This window comes from Colwellia sp. RE-S-Sl-9, assembly GCF_048296855.1.
Classification (GTDB): Bacteria; Pseudomonadota; Gammaproteobacteria; order Enterobacterales; family Alteromonadaceae; genus Pseudocolwellia.
In genome coordinates this window covers 1,906,033-1,929,372 of the sequence record NZ_CP182631.1, presented here as the reverse complement: position 1 = coordinate 1,929,372, position 23,340 = coordinate 1,906,033, and the positions used below count along the sequence as shown (strand labels likewise).

19 protein-coding genes are annotated in these 23,340 nt (G+C 35.9%); 6 read left to right on the top strand and 13 right to left on the bottom strand.

Translation table 11 applies throughout. The features are described 5' to 3' along the window. The first annotated feature begins 20 nt into the window (after positions 1–20). The 3 genes from cydD to ACM9HF_RS08230 are packed head-to-tail and all read left to right on the top strand — an operon-like array spanning position 21 to position 4,141. The gene (gene cydD, locus ACM9HF_RS08240; protein WP_473617152.1) at positions 21–1,766 is read left to right on the top strand and encodes a thiol reductant ABC exporter subunit CydD; all 1,746 of its coding nucleotides are present in this window, start codon (positions 21–23) and stop codon (positions 1,764–1,766) included. Beyond that, the gene (gene cydC, locus ACM9HF_RS08235) at positions 1,763–3,496 is read left to right on the top strand and encodes a thiol reductant ABC exporter subunit CydC (RefSeq protein WP_473617148.1); all 1,734 of its coding nucleotides are present in this window, start codon (positions 1,763–1,765) and stop codon (positions 3,494–3,496) included. The genes cydD and cydC overlap by 4 nt, the downstream gene beginning before the upstream one ends. A gap of 57 nt (positions 3,497–3,553) precedes the next feature. Beyond that, positions 3,554–4,141, top strand: a complete 588-nt coding sequence (locus ACM9HF_RS08230; RefSeq protein ID WP_473617143.1) for a Tll0287-like domain-containing protein — start codon at positions 3,554–3,556, stop codon at positions 4,139–4,141. 114 nt (positions 4,142–4,255) lie between these two features. On the opposite strand, the gene ACM9HF_RS08225 is transcribed toward ACM9HF_RS08230, so the two are convergent. From ACM9HF_RS08225 to ACM9HF_RS08200, 6 genes are all read right to left on the bottom strand, one after another. Continuing rightward, positions 4,256–6,061 carry a YfiR/HmsC family protein gene (locus tag ACM9HF_RS08225; protein WP_473617141.1) on the bottom strand — a complete coding sequence of 602 codons (1,806 nt, stop codon included), beginning with the start codon at positions 6,059–6,061 and terminating at the stop codon, positions 4,256–4,258. Positions 6,062–6,306: 245 nt separating this feature from the next. Next, positions 6,307–6,699 carry a hypothetical protein gene (locus ACM9HF_RS08220; RefSeq protein WP_473617137.1) on the bottom strand — a complete coding sequence of 131 codons (393 nt, stop codon included), beginning with the start codon at positions 6,697–6,699 and terminating at the stop codon, positions 6,307–6,309. 145 nt (positions 6,700–6,844) lie between these two features. Then, entirely contained in the window at positions 6,845–7,549 is a 705-nt protein-coding gene (locus ACM9HF_RS08215; protein WP_473617134.1) for an outer membrane protein, read from the bottom strand. Positions 7,550–7,647: 98 nt separating this feature from the next. Next, a complete protein-coding gene (locus tag ACM9HF_RS08210; protein WP_473617131.1) occupies positions 7,648–8,064 on the bottom strand; it encodes a MoaF-related domain-containing protein in 417 nt (138 codons plus the stop codon). Positions 8,065–8,254: 190 nt separating this feature from the next. Further along, the gene (locus ACM9HF_RS08205) at positions 8,255–8,761 is read right to left on the bottom strand and encodes a nuclear transport factor 2 family protein (RefSeq protein WP_473617128.1); all 507 of its coding nucleotides are present in this window, start codon (positions 8,759–8,761) and stop codon (positions 8,255–8,257) included. 54 nt (positions 8,762–8,815) lie between these two features. Further along, positions 8,816–9,535 (bottom strand): outer membrane protein, encoded by a 720-nt coding sequence (locus ACM9HF_RS08200; protein ID WP_473617124.1) that lies wholly within the window; start codon positions 9,533–9,535, stop codon positions 8,816–8,818. 145 nt (positions 9,536–9,680) lie between these two features. Here ACM9HF_RS08200 and ACM9HF_RS08195 point away from each other — a divergent pair, with 145 nt between their 5' ends. After that, entirely contained in the window at positions 9,681–10,562 is an 882-nt protein-coding gene (locus tag ACM9HF_RS08195; protein ID WP_473617121.1) for a LysR family transcriptional regulator, read from the top strand. Between the two features lie 113 nt (positions 10,563–10,675). Here the strand turns inward: ACM9HF_RS08195 and ACM9HF_RS08190 are convergent, their stop codons facing one another. The 5 genes from ACM9HF_RS08190 to ACM9HF_RS08170 all read right to left on the bottom strand — a co-directional run bounded on the left by ACM9HF_RS08190 (position 10,676) and on the right by ACM9HF_RS08170 (position 14,298). Beyond that, positions 10,676–11,611 carry a DUF6178 family protein gene (locus ACM9HF_RS08190; RefSeq protein ID WP_473617117.1) on the bottom strand — a complete coding sequence of 312 codons (936 nt, stop codon included), beginning with the start codon at positions 11,609–11,611 and terminating at the stop codon, positions 10,676–10,678. Positions 11,612–11,681: 70 nt separating this feature from the next. Further along, entirely contained in the window at positions 11,682–12,329 is a 648-nt protein-coding gene (locus ACM9HF_RS08185; RefSeq protein WP_077340810.1) for a hypothetical protein, read from the bottom strand. A 56-nt stretch (positions 12,330–12,385) separates the two neighbouring features. After that, on the bottom strand, positions 12,386–12,847 hold the full coding sequence (locus ACM9HF_RS08180; RefSeq protein ID WP_473617111.1) for a hypothetical protein: 462 nt from the start codon (positions 12,845–12,847) through the stop codon (positions 12,386–12,388). A gap of 21 nt (positions 12,848–12,868) precedes the next feature. After that, positions 12,869–13,129 carry a DnaJ domain-containing protein gene (locus ACM9HF_RS08175; protein WP_473617109.1) on the bottom strand — a complete coding sequence of 87 codons (261 nt, stop codon included), beginning with the start codon at positions 13,127–13,129 and terminating at the stop codon, positions 12,869–12,871. 419 nt (positions 13,130–13,548) lie between these two features. Beyond that, positions 13,549–14,298 carry a YciK family oxidoreductase gene (locus tag ACM9HF_RS08170; RefSeq protein WP_473617105.1) on the bottom strand — a complete coding sequence of 250 codons (750 nt, stop codon included), beginning with the start codon at positions 14,296–14,298 and terminating at the stop codon, positions 13,549–13,551. A 239-nt stretch (positions 14,299–14,537) separates the two neighbouring features. Between ACM9HF_RS08170 and ACM9HF_RS08165 the strand changes: the two genes are divergently transcribed. Beyond that, positions 14,538–16,937 (top strand): VolA/Pla-1 family phospholipase, encoded by a 2,400-nt coding sequence (locus tag ACM9HF_RS08165; RefSeq protein ID WP_473617102.1) that lies wholly within the window; start codon positions 14,538–14,540, stop codon positions 16,935–16,937. A 162-nt stretch (positions 16,938–17,099) separates the two neighbouring features. After that, a complete protein-coding gene (sohB, locus tag ACM9HF_RS08160) occupies positions 17,100–18,143 on the top strand; it encodes a protease SohB (protein WP_473617099.1) in 1,044 nt (347 codons plus the stop codon). A 113-nt stretch (positions 18,144–18,256) separates the two neighbouring features. Here sohB and ACM9HF_RS08155 read toward each other — a convergent pair whose 3' ends face one another. Both ACM9HF_RS08155 and ACM9HF_RS08150 read right to left on the bottom strand, forming a co-directional pair. Beyond that, the gene (locus ACM9HF_RS08155; protein WP_473617096.1) at positions 18,257–19,747 is read right to left on the bottom strand and encodes a tryptophan halogenase family protein; all 1,491 of its coding nucleotides are present in this window, start codon (positions 19,745–19,747) and stop codon (positions 18,257–18,259) included. A gap of 545 nt (positions 19,748–20,292) precedes the next feature. After that, complete coding sequence (locus ACM9HF_RS08150; RefSeq protein WP_473617093.1) at positions 20,293–23,277, bottom strand: TonB-dependent receptor; 2,985 nt, start codon at positions 23,275–23,277, stop codon at positions 20,293–20,295. Positions 23,278–23,340 lie beyond the last annotated feature (63 nt).

The window sequence follows — 23,340 nt, the reverse complement described above, 5'->3', positions numbered from 1 at the left end:
CAGAGAATAAAGTGAGTTAAATGAAAGAGAAAACTGAACAACAAAAGAAACAAGTTAATGGCTGGCTCAAAGCTCAAAAAAAACATGCCCATGGCAGATTAAGTCGAGCGATAGCATTAGGATCATTAAGTGGTTTGTTAATGATCCTACAAACGGCAATATTAGCTTATTTAATTGATATTGTTATATTTACGAGCGAAGAAGAACCAACATTTACGCTTACTCAAGTTAGCTTTGTATTAGTGGCTGTTATTTTTATTCGTGCTGTATTTGGTTATTTTAGCGAATGTTATAGCCACCGTGGCGCTATGTTGATTAAAGCTAATATTCGTTCACGTTTATTGCATCGCTTGTTTCAATTAGGGCCTAGTTATACGCAAACTAAAGGTAGTGCAAAATTAGCCAGTTTACTTAATCAAGGAATCGATTCGTTAGAAGACTACTTTGCTGGATACCTACCGGTAATCGCTTATTGTGCGGTTATTCCTTTCGCTATATTGATTGCCGTATTTCCTATCGATTGGCAATCGGGATTAATTTTATTATTTACTGCGCCTATGGTGCCGTTTTTTATGATTTTAATCGGTCATAAAGCACAACGTTTAAACCAAGAACATTGGACTAAGCTTCAGCGTATGAGTAGTCATTTTCTTGATATTATTCAAGGTTTAACTCAGCTTAAAATATTCAATGCCTCGCGCAGAGAAATAGCTGCTGTTAAAACCATTAGTGATGATTATGGTGACGAAACCATGGGAATTCTAAAAATAGCATTTCTTTCGTCATTTGTTTTAGAGTTTCTTGCTTCTATTTCTATTGCATTAGTTGCTGTTGTACTCGGTTTTCGTTTGTATTACGGCGATGTTGATTATGTATTTGCCTTATGGGTTTTGCTATTAGCGCCCGAGTTCTATTTACCTTTTAGACAGTTAGGTACGCAATATCACGCAAAAATGGCCGGTGTTACTGCTGCTGAGGATCTTGTTGAGGTTCTTAATCAAGCACAAACAAAATCTCAAGCTCAACAAAATAACAGTCAAGAATTCTGTTCACCTTTTACTATTGATATAGCGCAAGCCAATTTCGCCTATCCAGATCGCACGAATGCTTTAACTAATATAAATACCAGCTTTGCGGATCAAGGTTTATATGCGGTTATTGGTGACAGTGGTTCGGGAAAATCAACTTTAATTGATATGGTATTAGGCTTTGTACAACCTAACTCAGGCCAAGTGCTTATTAACCATGTTCCTTTAACATCAGATAATCGTGATGCTTGGTTACAACATTGCGGCTGGATTGCTCAACAAGCTGAAATGTTTCATGGATCATTAGCCTTTAATGTCGCTTTGTCAGAAACCTATGATAATGACTTAGTGCATGAAGCACTTACTAAAGCGGGTTTAGCTGAGTATTTATCAAGCCTTGAAAATGGTATAGAAACCCAAGTCGGTGAGTCTGGCGCTGGTCTTTCTGGAGGACAATTACAACGGCTCGCATTAGCGCGGGTTTTTTATCATCAACCTGATGTACTTATTTTAGATGAACCTACAAGCCATTTAGATCAGCAAACTGAACAGATCATTACTGAGTCAATTAATGCTTATGCTAAAGATCATCTTGTTATTGTTATTGCGCATCGCTTACATACGGTTATAAACGCAAAAAATATTATTGTACTTGAACAAGGCCAAATTATTGAGTCAGGTACGCACCAAGAGTTGTTCGCTCAAAATAACTATTACGCTAAGCAGATTAATATATGAAGATATTTTTCCGTTTAATTAAACTTCTTAAACCGCAGCTACCTTTAATGTTATTGGGGGCGCTTTTATCTGTAATTACAGTATTAGCTAATATTAGTTTACTTGCTATTTCGGGTTGGTTTATTACCTTGATGGCGATTGGTGGTATAACAGGCATAACCGTTAACTACTTTACGCCTGCAGCGATAATACGATTTTTAGCAATAGTGCGAACCGCAGGGCGTTACGCCGAAAGAATGTTAACCCATAGAGCTACTTTTAATGCATTAGCTCATATGCGCCATTATTTTTATCAACAGCTAGAGCCATTGTTGCCTTATTATCAAATGGATTTAAGATCTGGCGACTTGCTAGCTCGATTACAGCAAGACATAGACAACTTAGATAACTTTTATTTACGGGTGTTGTTACCTATATTTGTTGCCCTCATTTCAGTACCCATTGTTTGTTATGCTTTGGCATTATTTTCAATAACGGTTGCTTGGTTCATGCTTAGCGCTTTGTTGATTGTCGCTATTGTTTTACCCATGATGAGTTATTTCTCTTCTAAAAAACTAGCAAAAGAAAAAACACGTTTAGAAAGCCACCTAACAGAAACATTAGTTAATGGTATTAGTGCTGTTAAAACCTTATTAGTGTATCAAGTGGCTATTAGTTATCAGCGTTCTATCGCTAGTATTACGCAGCAGTATTATGATATTCGTTACAAATTAGTAAAAATTAATGCCGCTTTAAATGCACTGATCTTTTTGTTTATACATTTATCGGCGTTAGCCTGTTTATTCATTTTATTGCCAAAACTTGCTACGGGTGAGATTGATAGTAAATCGTTAGTTGCCATTATTTTACTTGTACTGGTTAGCTTTGAAACCGTAAGCAGCATGCCACTTGCATTACAACTACTGCCACAAAGCTTAGCTAGTGCAGCCAGACTTTTTGCCATTATAGATAAAGATAAACCCATTGATGTAGGAAGCCGAGAAGTGCAACAAGGGGATATTCAATTTGATAAATTTACTTTTTATTATCCTGAGCAAACCAAAGCGAGTTTAACGGATATAACACTCTCCATAAAAATGGCTGATAAAGTCGCTATTGTTGGTGCGAGTGGCGCAGGTAAGTCAACCTTAGTTAATTTGCTGATGGGGTTTTGGCCAACAGAAAATGGTGTAAATACAGGTTCAATTTCTATTGCGGATCATGAATTAAGTCAATTAAAACAAGCATCATTACGCGAAAATATCGCTTTAATGAGTCAGCAAGGTCATATTTTTGATGCGAGTATCGCTGATAATTTACGTTTAGCTAAACATGATGTGACTAACGAAGAAATGCGTAATGCTTGCAAGCAAGTTAACTTACTCGAATTCATTGAGAGTTTACCTAATGGTTTTAATACCTGGTTAGGTTCTACAGGTATAGGTTTATCGGGTGGCCAAATTCAACGATTACAAATGGCGCAAGTATTCATTCGCTCGGCGCAAATTTTAGTGTTAGATGAACCTACAAAAGGCCTTGACAGAAATAACGAAAAAATAGTGATGAATAGTTTATTAACGCATGTTGAGCAGCAACAAAAAAGTTTACTTTTGATCACTCATAAACCCTTTATGCTTGAAAAAATGGACAAAATAATAGTGATGGAACAAGGAAAAGTTATTGCCCAAGGCAGTCATAATGAACTGATTAACACGAATAATTATTATCAAAAGCTACTCAATTATTTTTAAGTACATGATTTTAATATAAACAAAATATAGATAAACACGTTAGCAATGAGGTAAAAAATGAAGTCAATAACTACAAAGCTACTTTTCGCTGGTACGCTCATATCATTACCTTTTTTGGCTGCAGCTATTGAGACACTCCCTAATCAAGAGCTTCAGCAAGCACGTTCTTTAGTAAAATCTTTTGGAAGTGATTTAAAAAAGGTATTAAAAACGGCAATGCAAACTGAGGGACCGCTAAAGGCATTAGAGGTTTGTAATGTGCAGGCAAAGCCTATTGCTGACAAAAACTCATCTGTATCACCTTGGAATATAGGTCGAACTTCTTTGAGAGTGAGAAATGAGAACAACATTGCAGATGAATGGGAAACTTCAGTTTTACAACAATTTGAAAAGCGAAAAAAAGCAGGGGAAGACCTGAAGAATATGGAGTACTCTGAAGTCATTAAAAGTGGCGATAAATCGGTTTATCGTTACATGAAACCAATACCAACAGCTGGCTTATGCTTGACATGCCATGGCACAAAACTCTCTAACGACGTTCACGATAAAGTAAAAGCATTATATCCTGAAGACAAAGCAATAGGCTTTAATGTAGGGGATATAAGAGGAGCTTTCACTCTAATAAAAACATTGAGTGTCGAGTAGGTTTATTTAATTTGATGAGTTGTATCATGTAACCTATATCGCTTTAGTAAACAGAATTTTATTCGTTTTCTAAAGCGACATAAGTTATTAATTATAAAGATTGATATGTAAAACTTACGGTAGCGTAATTATAACGGTTGTTCCTTTACCTTCTTTACTCTCTATTTTTATATCACCCGCTAATTTATTTTTAACTATGTCGTAGGTGGTGCTCATACCTACACCCACATAGCCGCGCTCTTTACGTGTAGTAAAAAAAGGTATAAATACTTGTTCTAAAGTAGCTTTATTCATTCCTATGCCATCATCAGAATACGTGATTTTAACACCGTTACCTGTTTTTTTGGCTTCTAACGTTATTTTACCATTACCTTCATTATCAAAACCGTGTTTTAAAGAGTTATTTATTAGGTTGATTAATATTACTGCAATATAACTTGGTATTGATTTGATTTTTAATGCTTCTTCACCTAAGTAACTATAACTAATATCGGCCTGTTTAAATTCAAAATCATAAAGCATCAACATTTTTTGCATATAGGCTATAACATCAAAACTCTGAATTTCAGTGTCATCTTGATCTGCGGCTATTAGGTTAAAGTTGTCTAATAATGTAATTACGGGCTGTAAAATATTAAGGCTTTTTAAATCTTTATTTGATTTAAGTTCAGTCTCTAAATCAAGTAAGTATAAGTTAACAGCATAGGTAATATCGGTGGCGACATAACCTAAAGCTGCAAAGTTTTCTGACCTTATAAGTTGACCTTCCCGAGTGGATAATAATGTATTGCTTGCACTATTAGGTTCTGATGTGGTTTGTGTGGCCAAGTTCTTAGCTTTTTTCCAGATGACAAATGCGCTAAGCAGAGCAATTACGGTCATAACGGCAAAGATATAAAACAACAATTCAAAGTGACTTAGGGCTTTATTTTCTTTAGTTATATTGGCTAATTTAGTTGCATTGTTATTTGAAACTTTCTTTTGTTGTATCAGCTTTTCGCTTAACTCTGTTATTAATTTGTCTTGTTCTTCAAGTAGCAAGGTATTTTCGGTAACAGGCGACTCTTGTTTATTCTCTTTTGACTGTGAGATCTGAACTTGTAATTTTTTTTCTAACTCTTTTAATTTTTGTTCTTTAGAGTTTATTTCTTGGCTTTTTGTATCACTTTCTTTTTCAGCATTATTTAAACGTTTGGTAGTTTTTTGTAAAACTAAGCTATATTTTTTTAAATTTTCTTCACCTAACTCTAATTTTGTATTGAGTTGATTTAATGATTTTTCTTGCTGTTCTATTTTCTTTTGCAGTGCTAGTAATTCATTTCTATGCTTTTGCTTTAAAATTGCAGTAGGACCCAATGTTAATATTTCTTCGTTTGTATTATTGTTTTTATCTAAGAAAGTAGATAATTCAGGAAATATTAATTCTTTATCTGTAATATTTTCTTGGTTAACTTTAAACACAATACTTGATTCTTCTTTATCGTAAGAAATATCGATCATTGTGTTTTTAACATCTTTATGGTCTTCAGTAATAATTAGAACATGGGAGTTACTAAGCGTATTATTCGCAGAAGTTAAAATATTTCTTTTACCTGAAGCAATATATAAAATATTAGCGTCTTTGGCTTCTCTAAATGTTTTAACTAAACGTACTTCAATATCTTTACCTTTAACGCCTTTGTTTTCAAAATAATCACTAAAATAGATATATTTTTCCATATCATCATAAACACCAATGATAAATTTAGGTTGCTCGTTTTCGTCAGGCCAATCAATAAACTTAGCGAATTTACTTACTAACTGTGCTTTTGCTTGATCAAGCGATATGGCTTGAGCCCAGACTTGGCTACCAATAAAGAAACTTAAGCTGATAATCAATAGAGCAATAGTTGATTTTAATCGTGTTGTCGTAACTTCCATGTAAAACCTTTATAGGGAAATAACAAAATGTATTTACATTCTACGTTGAATTAAAAGAAAATCAATAGGGTTATTAGTGGGTTATCTTTATTGATTATATAACCACATATATACCCCTTATCATTCAATATGTATTCAGAGATAGACATCTTGATTGGTAAGGGGTCTGTGACAGTAATCCTGCGATTGTTATTAATAAGTTGTGTGTTCAATACAAGAGAGTTTATCTTACTCGACTTAGGGGATTAATTATCTGCTGGTGTACGCCAAACTAGGAAAATGGCTACTGCAGCTATAATCGAAAAAATAAGCCCTCCAATTGCTGCTGCCATTGGGCCGTCCATTAAACCCATGAAAATCGCATCGTGACCGTTCATAAACATCATACCAAAACCACCGATCATCACGAGGTCACGTTTTCCTATAACAGCACCAATAAGGGCTATGATAATTAACGTTAACTGTCGACCAAGGAATGCGCCCGCTGTTTCACCAAGTGAAAGAGCGTTACCAACCAAATCAGCTAGTCCAGGGTTAAATGTGGGATTAGTATATGCAGGGATTGTTGCAGCCGCCATAGCGAGAGCCATAAGGGCAATTAAAATTCGTGGAACAATATATTGTTTGTTGAATGACATTTTTCTTCCTCAAGGAGACCTTGTTTAAGGAGGTATAAAGTGACTCGAAACTAATGAAAGAGGTAGGCAAGCGTTACTTTATACATTGGTTTGAAATATATAACGCTTGCATCTTTACTTTTAAATAACTGTGATGCAGATTTTATTAAAAACTGTATCGTAGTCCTAATTGAATGTCGTTTGTGTCTAAATTAGTTTGAAGACGATCGCCGTTCTCATCATAACCGGTAGCCACTTCACCTAAGTCGCTGTAACGATATTCTAGTGTTACTTCTACTTGATTTGAAACTTCCATAGCAACGCCAGCCCCAACAAAATAAGCAAACTCGTTACCATCTCCTTCATATTCGAAAGTTCTAGGTAAGAATCCACCAAAATCGCTTCCACCAAAACTTCCTACAAAAAGGTCGCCAGATGCATCGTAAAATGAAGAGCCAACACCACCTTTAATAAATGGAGTAAATTGAGATGTGTTTTTAAACTCGTAAGATACGTTTAGTGTAAGTAAATCAACATCAAGGTTTGCATCAATTGCAAAGTTATCTAAAGCTCTAGAGTCATTACCTAATGCAAGGTTAGCGTCAGTATCATAGCTGGCAAGTGAATATTCTAGTTCAACCTTTAGCGCTGGTAATACTTCAAAGCCTACAGCAATACCGTATCTCATATCTGAGTCTATTGAGCTTTTAGGTGTTCCAGGGCCATTTGTACCATCGTTAAATACTTTTGATGATGGGTCTGAATAGCCAGCATTTGCAGATATGTACCAATCTCCTGCATGTGCTTGTGATGATATTGCAGCGGTAGTTAGTAGAGCTGCAACCGATAGTAAGTTGTATTTTTTTGACATGATTTTTCCGTTTAGTTATTTATGAATTTAGGGGGTTGTTAAATAAATGCCTTATTTATGGCAATTTTTATTTGTATAATTTAATAATAAAATGGGTGTTACTTTTCAATTAACTTTAAATCTTCGATAATACCGCCATCGAATACTATGAATTGATTCTTTGAGCCAAAACGTGCGATACCTGAAGAGTACATAACGCCACTATCAAAGTTAAAAATAAGTGTAACGTAATCGGGGTGAGCTTCTTCTAACCAGCTAACAATGTACATTTTAGGTCCGATTTTACGTGACTGATACGCTAAATCTTTATTGCTATTGCCTTTTCTTGAACCTGTGATCCATTCATATTTAAGCATACCGTCATAAAACTCCATATGAATTCCATTACCTGTTTGATAATAATAATTCATAGAACTTCCATCGAGCAGGTGTTCAGGTTTTTTGTTATCAGCTGCATTAGCGCCAGTGCTGAAAAATGTAAAAGCGAAGATAAATATAAGCATTAATTTTTTCATGTTATTTCTCATTGTAAGGTTAAATACCAGCTACACGGCTATATGTTGAATAGCGGGGAAAGAATATAAAAAACAATACTAGCGAAAAATATATTTATTTATCTAACGTTGATAACAATAGAATATTTACCTGAAATACGTGGGGTATCAAAAGTAAATAAATATATCTTCACTAGCTATATCGGCTTTGTTATTTAGTTGTTTTCGCGTGATAAGCTTTAGAAACGGCATAGCTATTTTCAAACCAATTCCAGCTTTTAACTTTTCCGTCAACTACATTAACGCGAACAGCCCAGCTAAATACGCCTGTATCTACGCCTGTGTTAGTAGCAATTGCGCTCATTGTTCCCATGAAAACAGCTTGTTCACCATTAGAAAAACTATAATCTGTTGTCCAGCTTGTAACTTTTAAACCCGCACCAAAGCTAGGCATAAACTTTTTAAATACGGTTTCTTTTCCTTCCCAGTTGCCAATCCAAGGAATTGTTTTGTCACCTTCGTTATGCCAAACAAAGTCGTCAGCCATTAGTTCATTGAGTTTATCGCCATTACCTGAACCCGCAGCTTCTAAAAATGCTTGTGCTGTAGCAAGTGTATTTTGCGATTGGTCTTTCATATCATTTGCGTTTACTTGTGTACCAGCAGAGACAATAAAGCTTATAACGACAAACATTTTTAAAATTAATTTATTATTCATTTTTTGTTTTCCTATAGTGAGTTAATTTAGTTTGAATCTTTTAATAAAAAATACTTAAAGTTTAATACGAATACCCACCATAACTTCATGAGCTGCGGTATCGTCAATTTTAAAACCATCAGTGAATGAGTCTTGCCCTGATTTTACATCACCGAATGAAGCATATTGATATTCGCCATATAAAGAGATTGTTTCGGATAATTGATAGTTACCACCAAAGCCTACATTCCAAGAAAATTCAGTGGAATCATCATCAGCATAAGCATCGTAGTAACCATCAGCGGCTCCATCAAATGCATCAAAGGCTGCTACACCTGCGCCACCTAAACGAGCAGAGTAACTATTATCAGATATACCTAAACCTGCTTTAATATAAGGAGTAAAATCCGTATTATTTGAGAAGTCATAAAAGCCTTCTATTGTGTAGGTTGTGCTTTCTATTTCGCCATTAAGAATATATTCTTCGCCTGCACGTGCACCCGTTCCTATTTGTCTGTCGTTAAAGCTACTATCACGGTAGCCAATACGGCCTTCAATACGATATTGGTCGTTGAATGTGTAACCAATACCTATGCCTCCAACAGTGCCGCCATCGCTATCAAATTTTCCTGGGAAGTCTGGATCAATGGCGATATTGTTACCATAAGGTTTAGAGTCGTTTGCTTGCTCACTTACACCTATTTGACCCGTTACGTAAAAACCTTCTGCTTGAGCTATTGACGGTATAGCCAAAGCTACTGTTGTAGCTAAAATTAATTTTTTATAACTATTCATAATATTTCCCATTGATATTTTTATTGTTTGCCAGAGTTTCTCTTCTGACAGACTTCATGTTAATAAATCTGAAGCAATTATATCCTTTACTTATTGTGCTTAATATATAGAATAATTGTATTTTATAATTCCGATAAACAGAACTATGATAAATTACCTAAGACATATGGCTGTTTTTGCCATGGTGGTTGATGAAGGATCATTCCGTAAAGCGGCTAAAAACCTTGGTTTGGCGCCATCACGAGTGAGCCAAACAGTATCTGATCTTGAAAAATATCTTGACGTTACTTTGCTGAATAGAACAACACGCAAGCTTTTTCTTACTAACGAGGGGCGTAATTTTTATGCGCATGTAGTAGAAATAACAAGGAATGCTGAAGCGGGATTAAATGAACTACAAACGCTTTCGCAAAAGCATATAGGAAAACTAAAAATATCACTTCCTGCGTTTCTAACATCTTCTATTATCTCTAGCGGAATAGCTGAGTTTGCTCGGCAACATCCTAAAGTATCTCTCTCTTTAAGTTATACAGATCAAAGGGTAGATATTATTAATGAAGGTTTAGATCTTAGTATTCGGGTAGGTTGGTTGGAAGATAGCTCGATGATGTCTCGCAAACTTGGTGAAAGTAAACGATTTCTTGTTGCAAGCAAAGAATATGTAAAAAATCGTGCAACTCCTAAGCACCCATCTGATTTGAAAATGTGGGATTGGGTGCGCTTTGAAATGCGGTCGAGCACGGTTGATTTTACTTCGCCTTCAGGTGAGAAGGTTAGCATCTCTGAAAACGCTCGTGTTAGTGTGAATAGTGCGAATGCGTTATTGTATTTTGCCAGTCAAGATTTAGGTCTGACAATTTTACCTGAGCATTTGGTTGAAGAGCAGATTAAGTCTGGTGAGTTTGTGCATGTTTTACCTGAGTGGGAACTTAAACCAATGGGGTATTACGCCGTGTGGCCAGATAAGTCTCGTCGCGAAAACCTAACGCTGATGTTAGTTCGTTTTCTGGCTGAACAAAATCGATAATAGTGCCGTTATATAGGTGTTATATACCCGTTATCATTCAAGATGCTCTGAAATACGCATCTTGAATGATAACGGGTATAAAAAATTTACTTAGCTGAAGTCTATCTTGATTATTATTTACCATCAGGTATTAAATAAGCAAGATCTTCATCGTCATCAGCATGGAAGTCGTAACCACCGTCAAAGTCGTCATGTAATTCATTAATAACGCTGATGGGCAGTTCTAATATGTCAGGAATAAACACTTCAATATCGAGTTGTTGCTCAATTAAGCCTTTTAAATCGGTAAATTCTAATAAACCTTTATCTTGTAGGTATTCTCTTGCTGATAACGGAAGTTGTTGGCTAATTTTGGCTATAGCCGTTTCAACTTTATCAAATATTTCGTCTTTTTCTGTAGTGGTGAGATAGGTGATTAATTCTTCGTATAAACTATTGGTGTATTTCTTTTTATCAGTATCTATGAGTAATAGGGTAATCGCTGAATTAAGAAATTTTTGTATTTCAAACTGTAAAATTTCTTCGTCATTATCTACAAGAATGGTATTTGCGCTGTAAACTGAGGCAATACTTTTATAGATATTAAATAGCATGGCACTTTGTTGGCCAGTTTTTTCTAATACGTTATGCATTGCTCTAATATCTGATGTGTCGTTAATAGCTTGGGCATAACTTGTGATAGATATTTCTTCAAAGTATGAAGGCGATATTTTTTTCAGTTCGGCGTATTTAGCCCAACCGGCTCTAAAGCAGTACACAATGCTTTCGGTTTGAATAATTTGTTTAGCTTTTTCGGTGTCGTTATCGCAAAGCTCTAATAAACCTAAATTACACATACCAAGTACAATTTCACAACCTTTTCTTATTTGGTCGGCATAAATTATTGATAAGTTGTCTGAGGCTATTCTTAACGACATATCAGATAATTGTTGTTTGGTTTTGTGCATAAATTCTGGCGTAAAATAGCCTTCATTTTCTCCGTCTTTTAATACTAAAAGTAGGAAAGGGTGATTTCTTAATTCTGCAATGCTTACTGATGAATCGGTCATCGATGGATCCTAATCAATTCTTACTGAAAATAACGTTTTGTATATAAGTAAATACGGTATGCTACTAAAACTAAAGTGGCGCAAACATATCGTCGGTATCCATTTCAACAGCAGTAACTCTTTGTTTATTAGCATTTTGTTTTAATGCATTTTCAATGTTGTCGAGTGTGCCGTTGGTACTTACTACCATTACTTCACGGTAGGCTTCTTCGCTTAACGTTTTTATTTTCATTAACAATTCTTCTACACTGCCCGATGTTTGCTCTTCATCTTCTTCTAATTCAGAAAAGTCATGACCCACAAAAGGTAGTGACAAATATAGAAGACCAAAATCGTCTTCAACTATGGCTTTAAGTACTTCTAGCTGTTTCTCTTCGTCGTCTGAAGATAAAAATATCTGAGTTAATAAGCTGTGAGCTTCGGTTTGTGCACAAAATACGGTGTCTTCATCCATATTTTGCCAATAAGAGGGTTCTACATTTAATAATTGCTTAATTGATTCAGCATCCATTAACCAAGTTGCAATAGAAGGGATGGTTGCGTCGTGCTCACGAACAATTTTAGCGACAGTTAAAATATCCATTTCTGTTAATACGGCTAACATAGTTGCATCGCCCTGTTCAGAAGCTATAGCTTCTAAAGAGGTGCCAGCGCGTCTACCGCTGTGTTGTGCTTGTTCAATAATGTCGGTCGCTAGAATTAATGCATTTTTAGTCAAGATTATTCCTTAATACTTATATGTTTTTCGTTTTATTTAATGGTTAATGACAAATATTAGTAGTTTTCATCGTAGTCATTATCGTCATAATTATCGTGCTGGTCATCATCTTCGTCTTCAGCTTTTAAAGGTTTTGAATCGTAGCTGTTATAAAAATGAATAAGTAAAATCGCTGTTTTTAAGTCTTGTTCTGCGTGAGTCATTATTTCAGTAATACAAGCTCTTGCATCAGCATGAACACCCACAAAAGGTTTTACTTCTTCCCATGTAGGTTCTTGCGAAAGTGGTAATGCTGCTAAGCTTTTACTGTTTATTCTTACTTTGGTTGATATAGCCATAGCAAGTTGATCAACCATGCCATTAAATAATAAAGGCATTTGTGTTAATTGTTCGAATAAATTAGATAGATAATTTGATAATAAATCAGGGTTTTCAGGATCAGCTAATGAGTTCATGTTTTCTAAATACATAGAAAAGTCAGCGGTTAAATAGTCAGGTATACTTGTTTCAGTTTGCATTTTTTTTCCTAGTAGAGAAGCTTAACTTAATGCACTGTGCCAAAAAGAATCAGCAATTTCTCGGGGATCTGTTATTACGGTATAGTTGCTTTTTAAGTATAACGCGCGTTTTTTCGGGTCAGAAATAACATCATACGCTTGCTGAATTAATTGAAACTTTTCTTTTGCTTCTGCGCTATCGTTTCTATCGGGATGATATTTATTTGCAAGCTTACGATAGGCTTTTTTAATTTCGATGGTTGTAGATGCTCTACCTACACCTAACTGTTCAAAATGATCCATAAACGTATTACTACCTTCTGCTAAACAGCTTAACAATGCCTGTTGGCATAATTGTCATGAGTAATGCAATTCTACCTCTGCAATCAGTTTATTCAAATCATTATGTTTATTTATTAATTTTTTATTTTAAAAAGGTGCGAACCTTGAGGATACCTACATTAAGTGTTTTTTACTTAATTGTTGTCGTTACTAGATTAGTAATATAAGGATAATTTAATTAGTAATACGCTTTGAAGGTATTATGAGGGGCTGTTGAACTTGCAGGTATGTTTTTGTAGCAGTCTGTTTGATTTTTATAAGAGTTATAGTGATTGATGTGTGGCGTTCCACATAAAATCACTATAACGACGTAAGAAATATCAAACAGGCCCTAATTAAATATTTTTTTGGACAGAGGTAATAAGTGCTTAATTCAAAAATTAATTTGACGTAGCTTGTGCGTTAATAATTTGTCCATTTATATCTGTACTTTCGTCACTCATTAAATAAACATAAGCTGGCATTATGTCTGATGGAGAAGCTAAGTCTTCAGTATTTTCTCCAGGGTAAGCGATAGATCTCATGTTTGTATTTGTCGCGCCTGGGTTAATGGCATTAGTACGTACTGAGGTTGTGTCATATTCATCTGCAATAACTTGCATCATACCTTCGGTAGCAAATTTAGAAATACTGTAAGCTCCCCAATAAGCCTTGCCTTTATTGCCTACACCTGAGGTGGTAAATACTAACGAAGAATTTTTAGTACTTTGCAGTAAAGGTAAAAGTGCTTGTGAAAGTAAATATTGCGCATTTACATTCACTTGCATTATGTCTGCCCATACCTGTTCGTGAATTTGTGTAAATGGTGTTAACTCTCCTAATATAGCGGCGTTAAGTAAGGCACCATCAAGTCGACCAAACTGTTCTTGGATTGTTGAAACCATATCTATGTAGTTTTGCTTAGTTGCGCCTTTTAAGTCTAAAGGAACAATTGCGGGTTGTGGCGAATTTTGTTCTACAATTAAATCGTAAACATCTTCTAATTTTTTAGTTGTTTTACCTAACAAGATAACGGTTGCACCTAAATTTGCATAAGTAAGTGCTGCTTGTTTACCGATGCCATCTCCTGCACCGGTAACTAAAATAACTTTATTGGCTAGCGCACTAGCTCCACATTTAAAATCAAACATAATCATTAGAAAGCCGTAAAAAATATGGGGGGAATTCTACTCTGAGCAGAGCAAACAAACGAGTAAAAAGTTATAAAAATTCAATAAACCCGTCGTTATTTTAAAAAACAACTAGCACAAAGCAAATTCTTAAGGTAAGTTTGACTGGTCTAACGAGTTGTGTTTTAGTCATAAATATTAGGCAAAATTCACTAAAACGACTACAACTTTGTATTAGGAAAGAATTAATCTGGGGAGATATGATGAGAAAAGTAATATTAAGTATGTCTATTGCAAGTCTATTAGGCTTATCTGCATGCGATAGTGAAACGATTAATGACGTACAACAGAACGTAGAAAAAAATAACTCTACAGTAACGGCTTCGGCACGGATTGTATTTGATCCTTCAAATGGCATTTTATCAGTACCGAATGATTTGTTATTTCAAGGAACCACAGATGGCACATTGAATATACCCGTTGATGATCCTACCGATGAAAGCGATCCTTCTGTTGCGTTAAGCGCTTTAGATGGCTGGTCTACTGTTAATCCATTTCTTTTAAGTGTTGATTTTCCTGCAGGTACTTCTCTTGATGGCGATTCGGTCGCGAATTCTATTAAGCTTTTTGAAGCAACAATGGGGGGCGATTTAAATGATCCTGAGTGTACCGATGTTACTCGTGGACTGGCATGTAAAATAGTTGGTGAGTTAACATTTGGTGTTGATTTTATTGCACAAAAATCAGGTGACAGTATTGCTGTTGTGCCATTAAGTCCGCTAAAAGCAGAGACAACTTATTTACTTGCTCTAACTAACTCTCTTAAAGATACTAATGGTAAAGCCGTCGCCGGTTCCACAACCTATGAATCAGTTCGCCAAGATATTAATACAAAGCCATTAGGCTCTGAAGCTCAATTAGGTTTACAAGCTGTTATTAATAGTTTTGAAAAAGCTGTAATAAGCGAAGGCGTTGAAGCTGATTCGTTAATTTACACTATGGCGATGACCACACAATCAACAACGAAAGTATTAAATACAATTAAAGGTTTAATGGCGGCAAATTTAGCTGCTGGTGGTTTACCTCCTGTTATTACTATTAATCCATCGGGAGCTACGGTGAATGATGTGTTTTTATCGCAAGGCAGAGTATTATCTGAATCATTACAAGCTTTATATTCTACGGCTAACTATCATACTGGTAATGTAACACTTCCGTATTATTTACCCATTCCTAGTGTAGCAAATCCTAAAGCCCCTGTTAATTCTTGGTGGCAAGCTCGATGTGATTCTGGCGCTATGATTGCTGGTTTAGCAGCACAAAATCCAGCTGCAATTCCAGTAGAGCCTCTAAGTGAAAATGACGGTTTTTGTATGGCGGTTGGTTTAAGAGATTTAAGCAGTGCTTTACCTCTGGATACGGAGCGAAACTTAACAAAGTTTAACCCTGTACCTATGCCACAAGGCGAGAGTGATATCCCTTATATTTCTCATCCGGGAGATATTGATGTTCAAATGACTACACCTAAATTATCACCTGTTACTGATGCGGTCAGAGCGAATTACGGTTTACCTGCTTTAGAAACACCAGAGAATGGTTGGCCTGTTGTTATTCTTCAGCACGGTATTACGTCTAAAAAAGAAGATATGCTGGCGATAACAGGTATTTTATCAACATTTGGTTTCGCAACAATTGCAATCGATCACCCACTACATGGTAGCCGAGGATTTGATTTAGACCCAACTAAACCAGGTGATGAAATTAATGCTTCTACAGTATCTGCAACTCATTATATGAACTTAGCGAGCTTGTTAACTACGCGTGATAATTTACGTCAAAGTACGGCTGATACATTAGGTTTACGCTTAGGGTTGAACGCAACAGTAGGTGTAAACCTTGATACGTCTGAAGTTCATTATTTAGGGCATTCATTAGGAGCGATAACAGGTATTAATTTTGTTGCTCTTGCTAATGCGCCAATTAATCCAGCTTTAGATCCTATGTTTAAAATAGCGTCTAACTCTTTAGCTATGCCAGGTATTATGGTGGCTAATTTCTTATTAGAGTCAGGCGCTTTTGAAGATGTAATTAAATCTAACTTAGCTTTTGCTCAATCTGAAGATTTTCAAAATTTTGTGGTTAGCCAATACACAAACCCTACAGAAGCTGAGTTAGTTGGAGCTTATCGATTATTTTATGCTAATTTAACTGCGGAGCAACAAGCGGGTCTTAATGAAATATTCTCACAGTTTGTTTTTGCTGCTCAAACAATTGTAGGTTCTGGCGACCCCATTAACTACGCAGCACAAATGGCTGTAACTCAAACCCCGACTCATTTAATTGAAGTAGTGGGTGATGGTGGAACAAACCTTTCAGATCAAGTTATACCTAATAGGGTATCAACATCTCCAATTGGTGGTACTGAAGGTGCTGTGGCTTTATTGGGATTGCCTAGTGTAAGTACAACAAATGCAGGTTCTGGTGTAGTTAGATTTTTAAATGGTCATCATAGTTCTATTTTAGATCCTAGTGTTAGGCCTGAAGCTCCAGACGCTATGTTAACAGGAGCCGCGACGCTAGAAATGCAGTCTCAAATTGTTGCTTTTTTTGCAAGCAAAGGACAATTGATTAACGTAACAAATACTGCAGTTGTACAATAATGGAGAAACTTCATTTATAATGAAGATCTTTGAGAGAGAAAGTCCTTTTTAAGGGCTTTTTTTTTACATTTTTATCCCCATATTTATACCAACTTGATTAATCCGTTTGGTGTTAGTTAAATATAAATAAAGTTAAAGCGGTTTACGCTTAGGAGAATAAGCTTGGAATTTTTGTACGAGTACGGATTATTTTTTGCCAAAACACTTACTTTTGTTTTGGCAATTATCGCTATTGTTGCGGTAATTGCATCGTCAGCTATTAAGCAGGGCACTAAAAAAGGTGAATTAGAAATTACCGATTTATCTGAGCACTTTGATGATGTAGAGCATGATGTTATGCAACATCTATTAACTAAAGAACAAATTAAACAAAAAGAAAAAGAAGAAAAAAAACAAGCTAAAGAAACCGCAAAAGCAGATAAAAAATCAGTAAAAAGTGGTGAAGTAGAGCAAGAAACTCGTGTATTTGTACTTGATTTTAAAGGCAGTATAGACGCTAAAGAAGTGTCTTCTTTACGTGAAGAAATTACTGCAGTGTTATCTGTAGCTACACCAAAAGATGAAGTATTTGTTCGATTAGAAAGTGGTGGCGGTATGGTGCATGGTTATGGTTTAGCATCGTCTCAACTTGATCGTATTCGCCAACATAATATACCGTTAACGGTGTCTGTAGACAAAGTTGCAGCGAGTGGTGGTTATATGATGGCATGTGTAGCTAACAAAATTATATCTGCTCCGTTTGCGATTGTGGGGTCTATTGGCGTTATTGCGCAAGTACCAAACTTTAATAAGTTATTAAAGAAAAACGATATTGATTACGAACAGTTTACCGCGGGCGAATTTAAACGTACGGTAACTATGTTTGGTGAAAACACCGATAAAGGTCGTGAAAAGTTCAATGAAGAGTTAGAAGAAACTCATCAACTTTTTAAAGGGTTTGTGTCAGATCATCGTCCAAGTCTTGAAATAGGCAAAGTGGCAACAGGTGAACATTGGTTTGGCATAAAGGCTAAAGAGTTAGGTTTAGTTGATGATATTCAAACAAGTGATGACTATCTGCAACTGGCGAATAAGTCGAATAAAGTTATCTCGATTAAATACGTTGTTAAAAAAGGCTTAGCTGAAAAATTTTCTAAAGCGGCGTCTATGTCGGTAGATCGTATTTTTAGTAACTTGTGGCAAAAAAATCGAATTTTCCCAAGCTAGTATACTGAATAAATTGGTTTTATAGCTATTAAAAAGGAGACGTTTGTCTCCTTTTTTACGTTTGAAAATTAATATTATTTAATACCTGTTTATTAGGGAGTTACTTAAAATCACTAAGCTAGGTCTGATTTACAATACTGGTTAATGAAATCATGATGCTGCGGGAGTTTGGTTACTGCGTTATCAATCGATTGCTTCAAACTGTTAAGAAAGTTCTTTAATTCATCGTCTGACATGATATCTGCAATTTGATGATGTTGTGTTGGCATTAAACCTTGCCCAAGCATCACTTGTGTCCATGAATCTACACGGAAAATGTCACCGTCATCTAAAAACACTCGTCCCGATGATTTAAATAGTTGAATTTTATGTGCTAAAGAGTCTGGTATTTCCATATTTTGGCAATGCTGCCAAAACTCACTATTAGATCGTTTGTTTACGTGGTAGTGCAAAATAATAAAGTCTCTAACAGCATTGAGTTCTGAAGTGAGTTTGCTGTTGTATTCGTTTATCATTGTTTGTTCAATTCCTTGGAACGGAAATAAGCGTAATAAACGAATGATACCAGACATAATTAAATGAATACTGGTTGACTCTAATGGTTCGATAAAGCCACTAGAAAGGCCTAAAGCTACACAGTTTTTATTCCAGCCTTTACGTCGGCGTCCTGTTTTAAATTTTATTGTTCTTGGTGTTGTAATGGTTTCGCCTTCAATATTCGCTAATAATTCTTTAGTCGCGGCTTCGTCAGATATGTATTTACTACAATAAACTAAGCCATTGCCAACTCTATGTTGTAAAGGTATTTTCCATTGCCAACCACTATTTCTAGCAATAGATCTGGTATATGGAATGGCTGGTTCTACAGATTTTGTTTGAACTGCAATGGCGCTATCGCATGGTAACCAATGTGACCAATCATCGTAACCAGTATGCAGAGCTTGCTCAATGAGTAATCCTTTAAAGCCTGTACAGTCTATAAATAAATCACCTTCGATGATTTGTTTAGAATCTAGCGTTAAAGACGAAATAAAGCCCGTATCGGAGTGTTTGTTAACTTTATTGATTTTACCTTCAATACGCTTAACACCTAAATTTTCACTGAACTTTCGTAAATACTTTGCATAGAGGGTCGCATCTAAATGATAGGCATAATTAATCGGTGTTTGTTTGGATAAGCCAAATTTATTGGCTTTGGCTGCTTGTAGTTCAAAGCAATAGTCGCCAAATTCTTTTGTTAAACCTTTTTGTCGTCCTTGTAACCAAAAATGATGGAATTCTCCTGCCCAGCATTCTTTTCCTGTTGCTCCAAATGAATGAATGTATTCATCATTTATCTCTCCCCAGTTTTTAAAGCTAATACCTAATTTGAAAGTGGCGTGAGTTTCTCGCATAAATTCTTGTTCATTTATATTGAGTAATTTATGGAAGGTTTTAATGGGAGGGATCGTTGCTTCACCAACGCCCACTGTGCCTATTTCATCAGATTCGATTAATGTAATGTTTAAATTTTTACCTATCAGTTTTGATATAGCTGCCGCAGCCATCCAACCTGCTGTGCCGCCACCTGCAATAACTACGTTTTTAATGTTTTTTTGTTGCAAAATATACCTCGATTAATGCTTATGAACATTTTGGTAAATACAATTAATGAGCTTTATACCAATGAAGTTAATAAATAGGTATCGCTAGAGTTTATTAATTTTAGCCTTGTCTCTCGATTGTTTTTCAAGATAACAAGCTATGTAGTTGCTCTACATTAAACCGTTTTTATACCAATTTGAATAGGGTCTATTGAACTTTCGAAGTTACTTTTACCGCAAGTTGAGTGATATTTAGATAGGGTGAGTATGTGACGTGTAACTAGCTACTCGAACATATGATAATCCCTATAAATTGCAGTTCTTTGGAGCCTTGAAAATTTAACCCTGAAAGATAAACAGCCTTATACCAAACAAAACTATTTACTCTATTTATAGGGTTATTTAGGGGGATGCAAGAGCAGTTACCCTAAATAACTATTTTCTTTAATCAATAACATCTACACGGACACGGATGTTTAGATTCAGCTTGGCACTAAACATCTGTGTCTATAAGTCTTTTAATTCTCGCTAAGTAACTTGGTATAAGTTGCTGTTAAAGAGAATGCTTAAAAAGTATAACGAGCACCTAAAGCAAAACGTGCACCTTGTTCTGCTAACTTCCATAGTTGTACTTTTGTACGACCATGAGTTCTAGTATCTTCACCCGTAATATTTATACCTTCTATGAAGACAGATAATTCTTCGTTAACTTGGTATGCAACATTAAAGTCAACTTGAGCATACTCTTCAGTATAACCCGGCTCGTTAATATATTGAGCTTGGGTATTTAAGAATTTATCACGCCAGTTATAAGCAATACGCGCTTGAAAATCATCGTTTTCATACATTGCAATTAGGTTAGCTGTGTCACTTAATCCAACAAGGGCGAATTGTGTTACGGATGGATCACCATTGTTATCAAAACCGATATCACCGTTTACTGTTGTATAGTTGGCCTGTATACCAAAACCAGATTCGCCAAAGAAATGTTGTACGGCAATTTCAAAACCGTCAATTTTTGCTTCTTTGTTATTTACAAATTTAGTGACTGTAAAATCCATCAATGGGTCATCAGCATTGGGTAAAACATCGTAGTCAACCTCAAAGCTTTCAGCACTTCTTGAGTAAAAATCTACATTATTTTCTGTTGCAGCAACCATTGCAAAAAGGTTTGTATCAGTAATTTCTTCGCCTAAAGCTATTAACGCAGCTTCTGCGGCTTGTGCACGAGGACCTGCGGTTGCATCACGTAGTCCATATACGTTCTCTATAACAGGTTGACGACCGGCAAAATTATTCACACGTTTTTCATAGTAGCCAATTGAGACATAACTTGTTTCTTCAAAATACCATTCGGCTGATATATCAAAATTGTCAGATTCAAGGGGAACGAGTTCAGGGTTACCGTTAGAGGCTGTTCCTAATTGAACACCTGCTAATGTTGTTGGTCCACTTGGGCCACTAACATCTGATGCCGCAGCACTTAGTTGATCATAAGTAGGGCGAGCAATAGTTTTACTAAAAGATAGGCGCGTGATTACGTTATCAAGCACTTCTATGTCAAAATCAAAACTTGGTAATAAATGCGTATAACTAGCATCAGTTGAAAAGTCTTGTTTTCCTTCACCGAACCTTACGTTAAAGTCGTTATTTCCTTCCCATGCAACAGCATTAGGCAGTGATACATTAGCCGATGATGTGATATCTGTACTTTCAAATCGAACGCCTGCTGCAATATTAAATGGGCGACCGGCTAATTCACCTGATAAATCTAATTGAAAGTATGCTGAAGTAACGTCTTCTTTAATGGTTCTATCTGTAGCTAAAGCACCATCAGCAACAAAGTCGAATCCATATTCACCCGCTGCCCAAGCAGCTACTTGAGAGGCGCTACCAGTAAATCCTTGGTTGAAAGCACCTGATTTATCAAAATCACTGATTTCACTAGTAAAATCTATAAGCGTTAAAAAGTTGTCTGGTAATTCACCTGGATTCTCTATTCCCCAGTTACCCATGGTATGGCGAGTTAAACTTTGAGTTGAGTGACTTTCCATTGAACGAGATTCAACACCAAATTCAATACTGCCTTCTTCAAATTCATACGTACCCATTAAACGAAATTGATCAATATCTGATTTTTGTGAGGCAACTCTCATATCTAAAATTGATGTACCAACATCGTCTTGGTCAAGAACACCATTACAATTGAGTCCTCGTTCTGCGTTACAGTCATCAAAATTAATATACATAGTAGGGAAGTCATTCGTAAAGTCGACTCCTTGACCTGCTGAAATGTTAGCGCCTAATCCTGTATTTAACCAAGAGCCATAATCAGCATCAGGCGTACTTTCTGCACTAGACTTATGTCCATCAAAAGTAATATTAAAATTATCGTTTACGTCGTAACTTATATTTAAACCAATCGAACTATTTTCATTAACTTGATTTAATTCTTGTAAAGCTAATCCTAAATCGCGAGGTGCCTGATTACCTCTATCTTCATTGTAATCTACTGGAGTTTTAACGGTTTCCCCGTCAAAGCCTAAGTTTGATTTATAGGTATCCATCCAAATAGATTGTTCAGCCCTAGCTTGAAAAATATCTTGTTTGGAATAAGTGTAATCTAAGGTTGTGGTTAAAGTTTCTATTGGTCTAAATTGTAGGGTTAATTGAGCGTTTGTTCTTTCACGTTCTTCATCTGTAATGTAGTAGCGTAAATCGGAAGGCATTGAATAAAACTGTCCGATTTCAGGCTGACCGCTTAAGATAATGTTATCAGCGGCTTGCGGAATTGTGCCATCATAGGCGCTTGTTCGCCATTCATTAACAAATGCTCCAGACGCTGAACTATGACGTTCTTTTGCATTAAAACTTAAAGATGCACCAAAAACTTCTTCATCATCAGTCCAACTAAATAGTCCTGATAATTCAGGAGTTACGTCGTCACCAACTCTATTAGTTGTATCCATTAAAGCTTTGGCTCCAACACTCACTTGCATTCCAGGGTTATCTAACGGTTTAGCTGTTACTATATCAACCGTTGCGCCAATACCTCCTGTAGCAATATTACCTCTACCTGTTTTATAAACAGAAACAGATTTAACCGCATCAGCAGCTAAGTTTGAAAAGTCGAATGCACGAGAGTTGGCTACGCTGCCACCATCAGGTAAGCTAGATGCAGGCATAGTACGACCATTAAGGGTAACCATGTTGTAGTCAGGACCAAAACCACGTACTGTTATTTTACTTCCTTCTCCACTTGCTCTATCAATTGAAACTCCTGTAATTCGTTGTAATGATTCAGCTAAGTTGGTGTCTGGGAACTTCCCAATATCTTCAGCTGAAATAGCATCTACAACGCCGCTAGCATCTCTTTTTAGTGCTGTTGATTCTTTAATGCTTGAGCGCATACCTGTTACTTGAATTATTTCTACTTCATCTTTATTTGCTTCTTCTGCGTAGGCAAAAGATAAAGGTGATATTGCTGTAGCGCTTAAAACGATAGATAAACTGGTAGCCAGCTTTGTTTTATTAAATTTATTATGTCTCATTATTTCCCCTAGATTTTGCAATCATTTCTTTAATTTGTAAGCGCTTACATTTTATTTTGTACA

Bases quoted from the DNA above. Each gene is read 5' to 3' on its own strand.
- ACM9HF_RS08175 (WP_473617109.1), bottom strand. From the start codon at position 13,129: ATGGATCATTTTGAACAGTTAGGTGTAGGTAGAGCATCTACAACCATC.
- ACM9HF_RS08150 (WP_473617093.1), bottom strand. From the start codon at position 23,277: ATGAGACATAATAAATTTAATAAAACAAAGCTGGCTACCAGTTTATCT.
- ACM9HF_RS08205 (WP_473617128.1), bottom strand. From the start codon at position 8,761: ATGAATAATAAATTAATTTTAAAAATGTTTGTCGTTATAAGCTTTATT.
- ACM9HF_RS08220 (WP_473617137.1), bottom strand. From the start codon at position 6,699: ATGTCATTCAACAAACAATATATTGTTCCACGAATTTTAATTGCCCTT.
- ACM9HF_RS08180 (WP_473617111.1), bottom strand. From the start codon at position 12,847: ATGCAAACTGAAACAAGTATACCTGACTATTTAACCGCTGACTTTTCT.
- ACM9HF_RS08170 (WP_473617105.1), bottom strand. From the start codon at position 14,298: ATGTTTGATTTTAAATGTGGAGCTAGTGCGCTAGCCAATAAAGTTATT.
- ACM9HF_RS08215 (WP_473617134.1), bottom strand. From the start codon at position 7,549: ATGTCAAAAAAATACAACTTACTATCGGTTGCAGCTCTACTAACTACC.
- cydC (WP_473617148.1), top strand. From the start codon at position 1,763: ATGAAGATATTTTTCCGTTTAATTAAACTTCTTAAACCGCAGCTACCT.
- ACM9HF_RS08165 (WP_473617102.1), top strand. From the start codon at position 14,538: ATGATGAGAAAAGTAATATTAAGTATGTCTATTGCAAGTCTATTAGGC.
- ACM9HF_RS08195 (WP_473617121.1), top strand. From the start codon at position 9,681: ATGATAAATTACCTAAGACATATGGCTGTTTTTGCCATGGTGGTTGAT.
- cydD (WP_473617152.1), top strand. From the start codon at position 21: ATGAAAGAGAAAACTGAACAACAAAAGAAACAAGTTAATGGCTGGCTC.
- ACM9HF_RS08225 (WP_473617141.1), bottom strand. From the start codon at position 6,061: ATGGAAGTTACGACAACACGATTAAAATCAACTATTGCTCTATTGATT.
- ACM9HF_RS08200 (WP_473617124.1), bottom strand. From the start codon at position 9,535: ATGAATAGTTATAAAAAATTAATTTTAGCTACAACAGTAGCTTTGGCT.
- ACM9HF_RS08210 (WP_473617131.1), bottom strand. From the start codon at position 8,064: ATGAAAAAATTAATGCTTATATTTATCTTCGCTTTTACATTTTTCAGC.
- ACM9HF_RS08230 (WP_473617143.1), top strand. From the start codon at position 3,554: ATGAAGTCAATAACTACAAAGCTACTTTTCGCTGGTACGCTCATATCA.
- ACM9HF_RS08190 (WP_473617117.1), bottom strand. From the start codon at position 11,611: ATGACCGATTCATCAGTAAGCATTGCAGAATTAAGAAATCACCCTTTC.